13 protein-coding genes are annotated in these 12,411 nt (G+C 55.0%); 4 read left to right on the top strand and 9 right to left on the bottom strand.

The genetic code is table 11. From position 1 onward, the window contains the following. Positions 1-140: 140 nt before the first annotated feature. The 5 genes from ACEQU8_RS04970 to ACEQU8_RS04950 form a co-directional block, all read right to left on the bottom strand. Positions 141-1,028 (bottom strand): MaoC/PaaZ C-terminal domain-containing protein, encoded by an 888-nt coding sequence (locus tag ACEQU8_RS04970; RefSeq protein ID WP_370261941.1) that lies wholly within the window; start codon positions 1,026-1,028, stop codon positions 141-143. A gap of 3 nt (positions 1,029-1,031) precedes the next feature. Continuing rightward, a complete protein-coding gene (locus tag ACEQU8_RS04965) occupies positions 1,032-2,312 on the bottom strand; it encodes an acetyl-CoA C-acetyltransferase (protein ID WP_370261939.1) in 1,281 nt (426 codons plus the stop codon). Between the two features lie 31 nt (positions 2,313-2,343). Next, positions 2,344-3,768: a 3-oxoacyl-ACP reductase gene (locus ACEQU8_RS04960; protein WP_370261937.1), complete on the bottom strand. Its 1,425-nt coding sequence runs from the start codon at positions 3,766-3,768 to the stop codon at positions 2,344-2,346. 156 nt (positions 3,769-3,924) lie between these two features. Continuing rightward, positions 3,925-4,617 carry a glutathione S-transferase gene (locus tag ACEQU8_RS04955; protein ID WP_370261935.1) on the bottom strand — a complete coding sequence of 231 codons (693 nt, stop codon included), beginning with the start codon at positions 4,615-4,617 and terminating at the stop codon, positions 3,925-3,927. Continuing rightward, positions 4,617-5,609, bottom strand: a complete 993-nt coding sequence (locus ACEQU8_RS04950) for a rhodanese-related sulfurtransferase (protein WP_370261933.1) — start codon at positions 5,607-5,609, stop codon at positions 4,617-4,619. The genes ACEQU8_RS04955 and ACEQU8_RS04950 overlap by 1 nt, the downstream gene beginning before the upstream one ends. Positions 5,610-5,756: 147 nt before the next feature. On the opposite strand from ACEQU8_RS04950, the gene ACEQU8_RS04945 reads away from it, so the two are divergent. Beyond that, positions 5,757-7,067, top strand: coding sequence for a hemolysin family protein (locus ACEQU8_RS04945; RefSeq protein WP_370261932.1), 1,311 nt, complete (start codon positions 5,757-5,759; stop codon positions 7,065-7,067). A gap of 3 nt (positions 7,068-7,070) precedes the next feature. Here the strand turns inward: ACEQU8_RS04945 and ACEQU8_RS04940 are convergent, their stop codons facing one another. The 4 genes from ACEQU8_RS04940 to ACEQU8_RS04925 form a co-directional block, all read right to left on the bottom strand. Further along, positions 7,071-8,012 (bottom strand): hypothetical protein, encoded by a 942-nt coding sequence (locus tag ACEQU8_RS04940; RefSeq protein ID WP_370261930.1) that lies wholly within the window; start codon positions 8,010-8,012, stop codon positions 7,071-7,073. 266 nt (positions 8,013-8,278) lie between these two features. Beyond that, positions 8,279-8,767: a DUF6795 domain-containing protein gene (locus ACEQU8_RS04935; RefSeq protein ID WP_370261928.1), complete on the bottom strand. Its 489-nt coding sequence runs from the start codon at positions 8,765-8,767 to the stop codon at positions 8,279-8,281. Positions 8,768-8,945: 178 nt separating this feature from the next. Beyond that, positions 8,946-9,893 (bottom strand): 4-hydroxy-3-methylbut-2-enyl diphosphate reductase, encoded by a 948-nt coding sequence (ispH, locus tag ACEQU8_RS04930; protein ID WP_370261926.1) that lies wholly within the window; start codon positions 9,891-9,893, stop codon positions 8,946-8,948. Between the two features lie 33 nt (positions 9,894-9,926). Beyond that, positions 9,927-10,388 (bottom strand): peptidylprolyl isomerase, encoded by a 462-nt coding sequence (locus ACEQU8_RS04925; protein ID WP_370261925.1) that lies wholly within the window; start codon positions 10,386-10,388, stop codon positions 9,927-9,929. Between the two features lie 181 nt (positions 10,389-10,569). Here ACEQU8_RS04925 and radC point away from each other — a divergent pair, with 181 nt between their 5' ends. The 3 genes from radC to rpmG all read left to right on the top strand — a co-directional run bounded on the left by radC (position 10,570) and on the right by rpmG (position 11,811). Beyond that, a complete protein-coding gene (gene radC, locus ACEQU8_RS04920; RefSeq protein WP_370261923.1) occupies positions 10,570-11,253 on the top strand; it encodes a DNA repair protein RadC in 684 nt (227 codons plus the stop codon). Positions 11,254-11,395: 142 nt separating this feature from the next. Next, positions 11,396-11,629, top strand: coding sequence for a 50S ribosomal protein L28 (gene rpmB / locus ACEQU8_RS04915; protein ID WP_256764441.1), 234 nt, complete (start codon positions 11,396-11,398; stop codon positions 11,627-11,629). A gap of 14 nt (positions 11,630-11,643) precedes the next feature. Next, complete coding sequence (gene rpmG, locus ACEQU8_RS04910; protein ID WP_370261922.1) at positions 11,644-11,811, top strand: 50S ribosomal protein L33; 168 nt, start codon at positions 11,644-11,646, stop codon at positions 11,809-11,811. The last annotated feature ends 600 nt before the right edge of the window (positions 11,812-12,411 follow it).

Here is a 12,411-nt window from a genome sequence, read left to right as displayed (position 1 = left end):
GGGACAAGAAGGGATACACGGGCTGATCCCAGGCCAAGGGGTCGGAGCCACCCCGGCCCAAAAGCGCGGCGCACAGCACTCCAAAGGGCTGAATCCAGGCCCAGTGGCCTGTGCCAACCCGGCACCAAGGCGCTTTTCGATCAGGCCACCTGCCCTACCATCAAGACCTTCGAATCACGCTCTGCCAACACCTCAAATGCGCGAGCACCATTCACATCCGCATGCTTAAGCACCACACCCGACGGCAAAAACACGGGCTGCTTAAAAGACAAAGCAAAAGACGTCGCAGGCTTGCCCAACTGCGGCTCCAGCAAGCTCAGCGATTTGGCCGCGGTCCACATGCCATGCGCAATGGCTTGCTTAAAGCCGAACATTTTGGCTGTTTGGGCGTACAAATGAATGGGGTTGTAATCGTTGGAGACCTTCGCATACTTGCGCCCCTGGCTCTCGGGCACTTTGATCCCGATGTATTGCGCGCCAATCGCATTCAAGCCTTCAGCAGGCGCGGGTTTGCCCGCTGGCTTTGGCATGCCTTTAACACGGCACAAAATGCTCATCGTGCCACGCCAGTGCACTTCATCGTCCTTCAAAAACTCGGTGTGCACATCAAACTCCAAGCCTTGCGGAATGGTTCGAGTGTCACCAATCTTTACGACCACATCGTAGGCCGTGCTGTACTCCAGAGGCTTGATCAACTCGATCGAATTGTGCAAATGCACCATGCCCAACATGGGCATGGGGTGCTCTGGGCGGCTCATCAAATACATATGCAAAGGCGATGCAATCACCTGGGGCGCGGTCAGCGAAATGTAGTCTTCGCCAAAACCGCACACCTGGTTGTAGGCGCGAACCCACTCACGGTCCAAATACACCTTTTTAACCCGCGCACCCAGGCGTGGCGCCTCGGTGTCAGGTTTGGGCTTTTTGCCAGACGTGGGGGCAGCCTTCAGCAACAGGGCCTTGCCGTTCGGAAGTTCTGGCAGCTCATAAAACTTGGCCGCCGCTTTCAAGCTGTCGTTCGCGCTCATGGATTATTTCTCCAGGATTGCTGTTACACCAATGCCACCGGCCGCGCACACAGAGATCAAACCGCGGCCGCTGCCTTTTTGGTTCAACAGTTTGGCCAAGGTGCCCACAATACGACCACCCGTGGCTGCAAAAGGATGACCCACAGCCAGCGAGCCGCCCTTCACGTTCATTTTGCTGCGGTCAATGCTGCCCAAGGGCGCATTCAAGCCCAGCTTTTCCTTGCAGAACTTGGGATCTTCCCAAGCTTTCAATGTGCACAGCACCTGGGCAGCAAACGCTTCGTGAATTTCATAGAAATCGAAATCCTGCAGCTTCAGGCCAGCCTTTTTCAACATGCGGGGAACGGCGTAAGCGGGCGCCATCAACAAGCCTTCTTTGCCAGACACAAAGTCAACACCCACGGTTTCGCAGAAGGTGAGGTAAGCCAAGGGCTCAATGCCACGGGCCTTGGCCCACTCTTCAGAGGCCAACAACACAGCAGAAGCGCCATCCGTCAACGGTGTGGAGTTGCCTGCAGTCATGGTGCCCTTGCCGCTCTTGCGGTCAAATGCTGGCTTCAAGCCCTGCAGCTTTTCGATGGAAGAATCTGCACGCAGGTTGTTGTCTCGGCTCAGGCCGTTGAATGGCACCACCAGGTCATCAAAGAATCCTTCTTCGTAAGCCTTGGCCGCCTTCAGGTGACTGCTAACAGCCAGCTCGTCTTGATCCTCGCGCGTAATGCCCCAGGTCTGGGCCATCACTTCGCAGTGCGCACCCATGCTCATCTTCGTGCGTGGCTCAGCATTGGCTGGTGGCAAAGGGGCCAGGTGCTTGGGGCGAATCTTCAACAGTGCGGCCAACTTGCCCTTGGTGTCACGGGCGCGGTTGGCTTCCAGCAAAATTTTGCGCAAACCTTCGCTCACCGCAATGGGCGCATCCGTGGTGGTATCTACACCACCTGCCATGCCCACTTCAATTTGGCCCAGCGCAATTTTGTTGGCCACCACAATGGCGGCTTCCAAGCCTGTGCCACACGCTTGTTGAATGTCAAATGCGGGGGTCATTGGGCTTAGGCCAGAGCCCAGCACCGATTCACGGCACAGGTTGAAATCGCGGCTGTGCTTTACAACTGCACCGGCCACCACATCGCCCAACTCTTCGCCGTGCAATTGAAATTTGTCCACCACCCCGCGGAATGCAGCGGTCAACATGTCCTGGTTGGACTTGCCAATATAGGCCGTATTGGAACGGGCAAAAGGAATGCGTGAACCGCCCAGGATTGCTACGCGACGTCCGTGTTTCATTCGTGTTCTCCTAAAAATTATTCTGTTTGATTTATGCGCCAACCAGGTTCTGGCCACACACGCGCAGGGTTGCGCCATTTACACCGGCAGCCAATGGGCTGGCCATAAAAGTCACTGCTTCGGCGATGTCCACCGGCAAGCCACCCTGCGACAGGGACGACAAGCGGCGAGCCACTTCACGAGTGACCACGGGAATGGCCGCCGTCATTTGGGTTTCAATAAAGCCAGGGGCGATTGCATTGATGGCAATCCCTTTGCCGCTCAATTCTTTGGCCATGGCATCCACATAGCCAATCACTGCGCTCTTGGTGGCCGCATAGTTGGTTTGGCCAGCGTTGCCGGCAATGCCACCAATCGACGAAATGCAAACAATGCGCGCGTTCTCGGCCAAGCCGTCTTGCAGCAGTTGCTCGTTGCAACGAACGATCGCACCCAGATTCACATCCAGCACCATGTCCCACAGGTGGGCAGCCATGTTGCGCAGCATTTTGTCGCGGGTAATACCCGCGTTGTGAACGATGATGTCAATACCACCGCCTTTTTGTTTGGCCACCGCTGCCAGCTTTTTGCCAGCATCTGCATCGGTGATGTCCAGTGGGCAAGCCACGCCGCCAATGGCGCTCATGGTGGCGCCCAAAGTGCTTTCATCAGCCGGGCGGTCCACACCGATTACAGTGGCGCCTTCGCGGGCCAACACCTCGGCAATTGCAGCACCAATGCCGCGCGCAGCACCTGTCACCACAGCCAGTTTGCCGGTCAAGGGCTTTTCTACAAATGCAGCGGGCTTCACGCCCTTGGGGGCGCCCACCACGGGCAACACCTGCCCGGTTACGAAGGCTGAGTGCGGGCTCAAGAAAAAGCGCAGCGCGCCTTCAATGCCAGCTTCCGCACCTGCTTTTACCTGAATCAGGTTGGCGGTGGTGCCATTTTTGCCGCTTTCTTTGGCCAGGCTACGAATAAAACCAGGCAAGGAATACTGCGCAGTTTCGGCCACAGCATCTTTGCCATCGCCGCGTGGGCGACCAATCACAACAATGCGGCTGTTCGACGGCACTTTGCGCAAACGTGGATTAAAAAAGTCATACAGCAGGCGCAGGTCAGCCACCGTGTTGGCACCCGTCACGTCCAGCACATACACCTTCTCGGGTGCACCGCTGTCCGCCTGTGAAATGCCCACGTCCACCTTGGCTTTTGCAGCCGCTTGCTTAATGCCATCCAGGCCTGCCAAATCAGACGACACCTTGATGGCAGCGCCCATGTTGTCAAGGCTTTTCACCACAGCGGTGGCCACAGCGCCATACGCACTGGAGCCCACCAGCGCATTTACACCAGCCAGGCTTTTCTCTGTGTAGCCGGTGGTGGCGCGTTTCAGCATGGGGGGCACGGGCAAGCCCAGCGCAGCGGCAAGTTGTTTACCAGTGGAGGTGTGGACAAACTCGAGAATTTTGTCAGCCATGTGTCTCGTCCTTTTTGGGTCTAGGTGTGATTGCTTTGGCCTAAGGATAGCCCAGTGCACTCATGTTACTGTTGCGTAACTTCGGAGTGTATAGAAACTTGTCCAGAAAATCGTAGAGGGCTTTCTCTAACCAAAAGCCCTTTCACAGCGGCTCCATTAGGCCGGGAAGCGCGTGGGCTCCGCCCCTGGCGCCCACAGGGGCAATTTGGGCATGGCGTTGGCCAGCCAGTCTGAATTCAAAAAACGGTACAACCACGCCTGCACGTGTTCAAACCCGGAGGCCCCATCAAACCAAGCCTCGTCTGCAATCCTGAACTGGCGAACAAATGGCAACACTGCGCAGTCTGCTGCGCTGGGTTGGCCGCCCAGCAAATATGGGCTGTTGCAGGTCTGCCCCATGTTCTGTAATTGCACATCCCACTGCTTCAACATGTTCACACAGGCTTCACGGTGGGGCAAAGGGTCGCAGTCGTTGTAGCGGTTGGGGTACTTGTAGCGATCCAAATGGTGCTTAAAAGGCCCATCCAGCGTGCTGACCCAAGCGTTGATTTGTTGCTGCTGCTCTGCCGTGGGCCGCAGCCAGGCATCGGGGTAATGTTGCTGCAGGGCCCATTGCATCACCTCCAGGCTTTCGTCAATCACGGTGCCATCTTGCAACCACAACACAGGCACCGTCCCTTTGGGGGAAATCTCCAACATGTGGGCGGGCTTGTCGCGCAACACCAACTCACGGGCTTCAACCTGCAAACCTGCGGCCACAATGGCCAACCGCGCTCGCATGGCATAAGGGCACCGCCTGAAGGTGTACAACACCGGCAAGCCCAGGGCATGCTCCACCCCCGCCCCCATCAAACTTCAGCCCCCAGTGCAGATTCATCCGCAGGTTTTGCGGGCATTTTTCGCCCGATGTGGCGCTCGTTGCGAGCCTTGGCCAGTTGAATTTGCTTTTGTCGCTCGGCAAAGCGTTGTTTTTGATCCTCGGTGAGCGCGTCGTAGCAATGTGGGCAACCCACGCCCTGAATGTACTTGTCGCTTTGTTTTTCCGCCTCGGTGATGGGCATCCGGCAGGCATGGCACAGGTCATATTCGCCAACCTGCAGGCCATGCTTGACCGACACCCGCTGGTCAAACACAAAGCACTCGCCCTTCCAAAGGCTCTGCTCCTCGGGCACTTCTTCAAGGTATTTCAAAATGCCTCCCTCCAGGTGGTACACCTCTTCAAACCCCTGCTCCAGCATGTAGGCCGTTGCCTTTTCGCAGCGAATACCGCCCGTGCAAAACATGGCAATCTTTTTGGGGCGACGATCGTCAGGAAGGTTCTTCAGGTTTTGTTCCACCCATTGCGGGAACTGCCTAAACGTGGTGGTGGCTGGGTCTACCGCACCTTCAAACGTGCCGATTGCGTATTCATAGTTGTTGCGGGTATCGATCACCAAGGTATCTGGGTCTTGGATGAGCGAATTCCACTCCGAGGGTTTGACATAGCGCCCCACCAGCCGGTTGGGATCGATCCCATTGACACCCATGGTCACGATCTCGCGCTTCAACTTCACCTTCAAGCGGATAAAAGCCTGCTCTGGCGCGATGGAATATTTTGGCGCAAGGTCCGCAAACTCCGACATGGCCCACAAGTGCTGCATCAAATTGACCACCCCTTCTCGCGGCCCACTCACCGTGCCATTGATGCCCTCGGTGGCCAACAGCAATGTGCCCACAATCTGATTGCGCAGGCAAACCTCCTCCAACTGCGGCTTCAAGGCCTCAAAATTTGGCAAACTCACAAACTTATACAGGGCAGCAACCACGAACTGGTCTGTTTCCGGAATGGCACTGGCGTTCATCAACATTCTGTTTTTCAAGGGTTTATAAGCTAGCCTGCTATTGTACTCGACTGGCCGGGGTTTCCCAACGCCAGCCAAACACCGGGCACGGCCTGGCTTTGGTAGACTGTTCCCAAGCCCGCTTGGGTGCACTCAATAATAAAAATCATGAATGCTCTATGGATCCTGGTGTTGCTCATCGTGTTGTCTGGGTTTTTTGCCCTGGCAGAAATGGCTTTGGCGTCCAGCAAGCGATCAAAACTTCAAGCCATGGCCGACGCTGGCAACAACAATGCCAAACTGGCCTTGAACATTGTCGACAACCCAAGCCGCCTTCTGGCTGCCACTCAAACCGGCATCACAGCCGCCGCCCTGCTCATGGGCGTGTACGGCGAATCGGCACTGTCCGCCATTTTTAGCAGCAGCATTCTGGCGTATTTCCCAAATTTACAGGCCTCCACGGCCGACTCCCTCGCCTTTTGGGTCACCATAGCGCTGGTCACAGGCGTGTCAATTATTTTGGGCGAAATCGTGCCCAAACGAATTGCAATCGCCAACCCGGAGGTGGTGGCCGCATTTTGTGCGCCGCTGATGTCTTTGTTCATCAAAGTCATGCGGCCCGCCATTGCCCTGCTGTCCAAAGGGGCCGACCTGGTGCTAAAACTGATGCCATTCAAAGCCGCCCCCGCGGTAAGCAGTGTTGAAGACATCCTGGCCTTTTTGCACGAAAGCGAACAGGCCGGATCCCTGGCCCCCGAAGAGACCCACCTCATGGGCAACGTGCTCCGGCTGGAAGATCGCCGCCTGGCCCATGTCATGACCCCTATGAGCGACATCGCCTACATTGACCTGCACGCCCCCCGCGAAGACAACCTTCGCCTGCTGCGCGAGGCCCCTCACTCCATGCTGCCGGTGTGCAAAGGCAATCTGCAACAAATCATCGGCGTGGCAGAAAGCCACGACATCTTGCAAGCCGCCATGGAGGGCGAAATTGACTTTGCCGAAATTCCACTGGATAGCGCACTTTACGTGCCAGCGTCTCTCACCCTGGTTGACCTGTTGCGCACATTCCGCCAGCAGAAAAAAACCTTCGCCTTTGTGGTCAGTGAATTTGGGATGACCGAGGGCATAGTCACCATCGACGATGTGCTGCAAAGTGTGGTGGGCGACATGATGCCGCTTCTGGATAGCCCAGACGAAGCCTTGGCCGTAAAACGCGATGATGGCTCATGGCTTTTGGACGGCCTGCTCGCCATCGACGAAATGAAACTTAAGCTGGGCCTGCGCGAGCTACCCCACGAAGACTTGGGCAATTACCACACGGTGGGTGGATTCGTGTTGGCCTCGCTGGGTCGCATTCCCAAAAAAACCGAAAAATTCACCTGGGGTCATTGGCAGTTTGAAGTGGTGGATGTGGACCGAAATCGGGTGGACCAAGTGCTGGCCACCCCCAGCCGACCCAACAGCGAACAGCACTAATTCTTAATATCTGCGTGTGATCGCCAGTGTCGCTTTGGCCTGCAGCTCGGCTGTTAATTGAGACAAGGCCCAACGGACCAACCCCACCGTCAGTTGATCAGCCGCTCCAGACGATGCTCGACCCAAAAACTTCATGATGGCCCGAATAATTGACTTGGCTTCTTCTTTCATCACGAATGACTGGGTCGCGCAAACAATCAGCATTTCGGCCAGCCTGTCCATGGCTTCAGCACAACCATCAAAAAATCGTTGTGTGGTGAGCAAGGCCCCTTGGGATATTTTGCTGCAAAGCAAATAGATCGCCTGTCCAATCAGGACGAGTAACTGACCGTTAAACAACAAAGCCGTACCCAAGATTTTTATTGAATCGTCGAGCGATTCGTTCAAAGCACCCACGTTAACAATTGGATGCTTTAAATCAGCCCAACTTTTAGCGGGGTTATTCATCGGCACTGCATAACCAGGCTTGCTGGGGTCGGTGGAGTGGGATTCAAAATTAATCAATGTTCCGCCGGCATGGGTGATGTATGTGTCCTCTTTAACCGCGGCATGGCAAAACGGAAATACAGGCACCATCGCAACCGGATCAAAACGATTGGCCACGCGATACACCCTTCCCCTCAGTTTTGATTCCAGATCTTTGGCAAATGGATACAAGCCCACTCGCGGCGCACCCAGGGTGTACAAGCAAACGGTATAACCTCGCTCGTGCAGCAAGGCAGCATTCAAATTGGCCAGGGCGCCGCCTAAACTGTGACCCACACAGTGGATGACCGCAGGCGGAGGGCCGACTTGGCGCAGCAAAACATCCAACTGGGTTTTGTAGGACAAAAAGGTATCGTTGAAGCCGGCATGAACCAGCTTGCTACTCGGCCCAAGGGCCAGGCCGACATTTGCGTCGGTTAGCCAGTCAGGCGCGATGTCTGTGCCTCGAGTGACCAACACACACTCAGCAGCGCCCGCAGACTGTCGCCTGGCAAGAAAACCAAATCCGGAGGAAGCGGATAAAAACTGAAAGGATTCAAACCGCAGACGCGCACCCGAGCTGCCTTGAAATACTTGAAGCGTTACTGGGTCAAATGGCGCGATTGCGCCTGGAAAGGACCGATGAGTTTTTTGTTTATAAAAATCTTTTACGTTTTCAACCGAGGAGGTCCGGATTGAATAAACACTACTGGCCAAATAGAAAACCTCAAAAGGCGTCAGTACTTTCATGGTTGCTTTGCCCTGACTTCGCAATTCCCTATTAACCGGCCATCGAATTCTTCCAATTTGCCCAAATCGCAAACCATTAGATCGACAGCTTCAAAGCCATTCGCATGTGAATAGCTCGAATTAGCGGCGGCATACAGGTTGACTGACCTGCCGCCAAAGTGCGTATTGATACTTAGGGAAATGCCAGGCTGATGCAGTAATTTGGTCAACAGCCCAACACTGATTTCTCCCGTCACGACAGGAAATATGAATCGCCCGTCCTCATCAGTGCTCACGCTTATGGTTCTGGGCGGGGCGGAGTTTTCCTCGTAGTTCCAATACAAGATTTGAGTCAAAGCGAGTCCTGAGACAGGCTTACCATCGTTCAGTATTTGCCCCTGAATAGCGGGCCATAAAAGGACTTTTTCTTTTGCCATGGCGCAGGAAGGTAACAGTGAAGCAATCGCCAACATGGCCACAAGGGCCCTGATTGAAGATGAGTACATTTAGGTAGGCTGCTCGAAGCTTTAACGCGAGCAGCAAACTCTAGCTGTCAAGTCAAGCGCCTGCAAAATGCCACCAAACCTAGTTAGCTATTTGGAAGGATGTAAAAATTCAACGAGACAAGGCTGTAACAAGTTTTGAATGACTTTTGTGGGAGTGGCAGTTGCAAAATAGCGCACGCTATTGTGCAGCACCACCACTTAACCCGCCGCTTAGCCCTTTAGGCAGCGGGAAAGAAATATTTTCCTCAACTCCTTCCAGATTACGCACACTGAGCGCGCCCCATTCCTTTAAGCGCTTTACAACACCCTGCACCAAGTGTTCTGGCGCAGATGCGCCTGCCGTTAAGCCTATGTGTTTAACCCCATCAAACCACTCGCGTTGCAAGCTGTCGGCATTCTCAATGAGCTTGGCAGGCACGCCCAGTTTTTCAGCCACTTCGCGCAAGCGGTTGGAATTTGAACTGCTGGGGCTGCCCACCACAAGCACCAAATCCACTCTGCGGGCCATGAACTTCACCGCATCCTGGCGGTTTTGTGTGGCATAGCAAATATCGGCCTTTTTGGGCTCGCGAATATCGGGAAATTTTGCTTTGAGGGCAGCAATCACACGCGATGCGTCGTCCACGCTCAGCGTGGTTTGCGTCACATAAGCCAAAGGGCTGCCTTGAGTCACTTGCAGCTTGGCCACATCTTCTTCGGTTTCAACCAGATAAATGCCATCGCTCACCTGGCCCATGGTGCCCTCCACTTCGGGGTGCCCCTCGTGGCCAATCATGACCACCTCACAACCCTGTGCGCGCATTTTGCTCACTTCAACATGCACCTTGGTAACCAAAGGGCAAGTGGCGTCAAACACCTTCAGACCCAACTGCTCAGCCTGTGTGCGCACCGCCTGAGATACCCCATGGGCAGAAAACACCACGGTTGAGCCGCTGGGCACATCTTCAAGCTCGTCAACAAAAATGGCCCCCTTGCTGCGCAAGTCGTCCACCACCGTCTTGTTGTGAACAATTTCGTGCTTGACGTAAATGGGCGATCCGAATTGCAACAGCGCACGCTCCACAATCTCGATAGCTCTGTCCACACCGGCACAAAAACCTCGGGGTTGGGCCAAACTGATTTCCATGGGGTTTCCTCAATTTTTCAACAAGGGTGCTGCTTACAGCACACCAATCAACTGCACCTCAAAGCTCAAGGTTTTACCGGCCAAGGGGTGATTGAAATCGAACAGAATGCTGTCCTCGCGCTCTTCGACCACGGTGCCAGCAAATTGGCCGCCATCGGGCGCAGGAAAATGCACAAACTCGCCGGGCTCAAAAGTAGTGCCCTCTTCAGCGTACCTGGCCAACAAAGCCTTGCTCACCGGACGGTACAAGTCGGGATTCACATCGCCATAAGCCTTGCTGGCTTGCACGGTGAAAGTGTCTCGCTGACCTGCTTGCATACCAAACAGGCAACGCTCCAAACCCTCGGCCAACTGCCCGGCACCGATCTGCAAAGTGGCAGGTTTGTCCTCAAAGGTGGACACGATCACTTGCTGATTGTCAGCCAAGCGGATGCGGTAATGCAGGGTCACGTACGAGGCCTCATTCACCACAGGTTTGTCAGCGGCTTGATTCATTGTCAATATCCAAAACAGGTACTTCAAACCTCACATTCTACGCTTTTTGCCCCAATCAACCACGGCCAGGCCAGGCAAACGGAACCGCAGCCACCCGATGTTTACCAAAAGGCGGCTCCACAAAAACCACCAGGCAAACCAGCCCTCCCCCTATTGATCTAGCACGCCCACACAAACCCGAATGAGTATTCAACATTGGCCCAAAAACGACCGTCCGCGCGAGCGGCTCATACAACAGGGGGCTGAATCCCTGTCAGACGCAGAGTTACTGGCCATTTTTTTGCGAACCGGCCTGCCCGGCAAAAGCGCGGTCGAACTGGCTCGCGACATGATTGTTCAATTTGGCGGGCTGCAAAACCTGAACCGAGTCAGCCTCCAGGAATGGCTTGGCGTTCGTGGACTGGGCCACGCCAAATACGCCCAACTGCGCGCCTGCCTCGAAATGGCCAGGCGGTGCCTCAGCCAGGAGCTTCAAGAAAACCAGCTGAATTTAAACGACCCCACCGCGCTTGAGCGCTTTGTACGGGCGCACATCGGCTTGAGCACCGTTGAAAACTTTTTGGTGATCGCATTAAACAGCCAGTTGAAAGTGCTTGGCCACAAGGTGTTGTTCCAAGGCACAGTCAACAAAACTGCGGTTTACCCGCGCGAAATCGTTAAATTTGCCATTGAAAACAATGCGCCTCGCATCATGATTGCCCACAACCACCCCAGCGACCATTGCACCCCCAGCACAGCCGATGACCGCCTAACCCAGCAGTTATTCGACGCCCTTCATTTACTGGACATTGACCTGGTAGACCATCTGGTGATCGGCCCAAGTGGCGCATACTCGTACCGAGGCAACAATCGACGACCTTTTTGAGCATTTAATGGCTGTTTAATGAAAAAAGGCTGGGCATTCTTCCCGGAATTGGTTATACTTTTGGACTTCGCTGCAAATTTGCACGCACCAGTTGCGCGCCATTTGCTGTACACTAATCGACTTTGCTGAATTTGGGGTCATCATGGCTCGCGTATGTCAAGTAACGGGTAAGCGCCCGATGGTGGGTAACAAAGTTTCCCACGCCAACAACAAAACGAAACGTCGTTTTCTGCCTAACCTGCAGACCCGCAAGTTCTGGGTAGAAAGCGAAAACCGCTGGGTTCGCCTGCGTCTCACTAACAATGCCCTGCGCACCATCGACAAAAACGGCATTGATGCCGTATTGGCCGATCTGCGTGCACGTGGCGAAATCTAAGGCAGGAGTACATCATGGCTAAAGGTGGTCGCGAAAAAATCAAACTGGAATCGTCCGCTGGCACTGGTCACTTTTACACCACGTCCAAAAACAAGCGCACGAAGCCCGAAAAAATGGAAATCATGAAATACGACCCAGTGGTTCGTAAGCATGTGTCCTACAAAGAAACCAAGTTGAAGTAAGTCAACTTCGCTTCGCAAAAAACCCGCCCATGTGGCGGGTTTTTTATTGCCATCGCGCATTACTGAAAACTTTGCTTGCCCCGTGAAGCCAGCGGGCTAATCCGTTTAGTGATGTCGCTTGCTCTTTGAAGCCGGCAGGTCAACGTTGTTTAACTGTGTCGCTTGCTCTTTGAAGCAAGCAGGTCGTGCCCCTTTTAGCGGTGTCGCTTGCTCCCTGAAGCAAGCAGGTCTATGCCCCTTGGCGACGGCCAATCTGTATTTCCCTCCCTGAGCCTCGCCTGAACTGAGGCCCGACCTCCAAAACTGATGTCGGGTCGGGCCTCTGCCCCCTTTGGGGGCACCGTTCATTCTTGGCACGGTCGGGCAGATTGTCCTGAAGGTCGCAGCAGGGGCATTGGCCCCTGCTGGCTTCTGGGCAAGCGAAGGCGGCGCCGGGGCTGGGGTGGCACAGGCCGCGCAGGCCGATTCCGGGCAGCCCGCCCGGTTTGGCCCACCCCGAGGGGCCGCGGCGTGTGTCCCGCCACGCCCCGCTTGGCGGGAAACCGAATCGGCTGCAATGGCGACATTTTCGCCTTGCATGCCCCCTCGGCAGGGACAAGA

The organism is Limnobacter sp., assembly GCF_964228395.1.
In the GTDB taxonomy this organism is placed as follows: Bacteria; Pseudomonadota; Gammaproteobacteria; order Burkholderiales; family Burkholderiaceae_B; genus Limnobacter.
This window is presented reverse-complemented; position numbering and strand designations above follow the sequence as displayed.

Bases quoted from the DNA above. Each gene is read 5' to 3' on its own strand.
- radC (WP_370261923.1), top strand. From the start codon at position 10,570: ATGAGTATTCAACATTGGCCCAAAAACGACCGTCCGCGCGAGCGGCTC.
- rpmB (WP_256764441.1), top strand. From the start codon at position 11,396: ATGGCTCGCGTATGTCAAGTAACGGGTAAGCGCCCGATGGTGGGTAAC.
- ACEQU8_RS04935 (WP_370261928.1), bottom strand. From the start codon at position 8,767: ATGTACTCATCTTCAATCAGGGCCCTTGTGGCCATGTTGGCGATTGCT.
- rpmG (WP_370261922.1), top strand. From the start codon at position 11,644: ATGGCTAAAGGTGGTCGCGAAAAAATCAAACTGGAATCGTCCGCTGGC.
- ACEQU8_RS04955 (WP_370261935.1), bottom strand. From the start codon at position 4,617: ATGGGGGCGGGGGTGGAGCATGCCCTGGGCTTGCCGGTGTTGTACACC.
- ACEQU8_RS04925 (WP_370261925.1), bottom strand. From the start codon at position 10,388: ATGAATCAAGCCGCTGACAAACCTGTGGTGAATGAGGCCTCGTACGTG.
- ACEQU8_RS04970 (WP_370261941.1), bottom strand. From the start codon at position 1,028: ATGAGCGCGAACGACAGCTTGAAAGCGGCGGCCAAGTTTTATGAGCTG.
- ACEQU8_RS04965 (WP_370261939.1), bottom strand. From the start codon at position 2,312: ATGAAACACGGACGTCGCGTAGCAATCCTGGGCGGTTCACGCATTCCT.
- ACEQU8_RS04945 (WP_370261932.1), top strand. From the start codon at position 5,757: ATGAATGCTCTATGGATCCTGGTGTTGCTCATCGTGTTGTCTGGGTTT.
- ACEQU8_RS04950 (WP_370261933.1), bottom strand. From the start codon at position 5,609: ATGAACGCCAGTGCCATTCCGGAAACAGACCAGTTCGTGGTTGCTGCC.
- ACEQU8_RS04960 (WP_370261937.1), bottom strand. From the start codon at position 3,768: ATGGCTGACAAAATTCTCGAGTTTGTCCACACCTCCACTGGTAAACAA.
- ispH (WP_370261926.1), bottom strand. From the start codon at position 9,893: ATGGAAATCAGTTTGGCCCAACCCCGAGGTTTTTGTGCCGGTGTGGAC.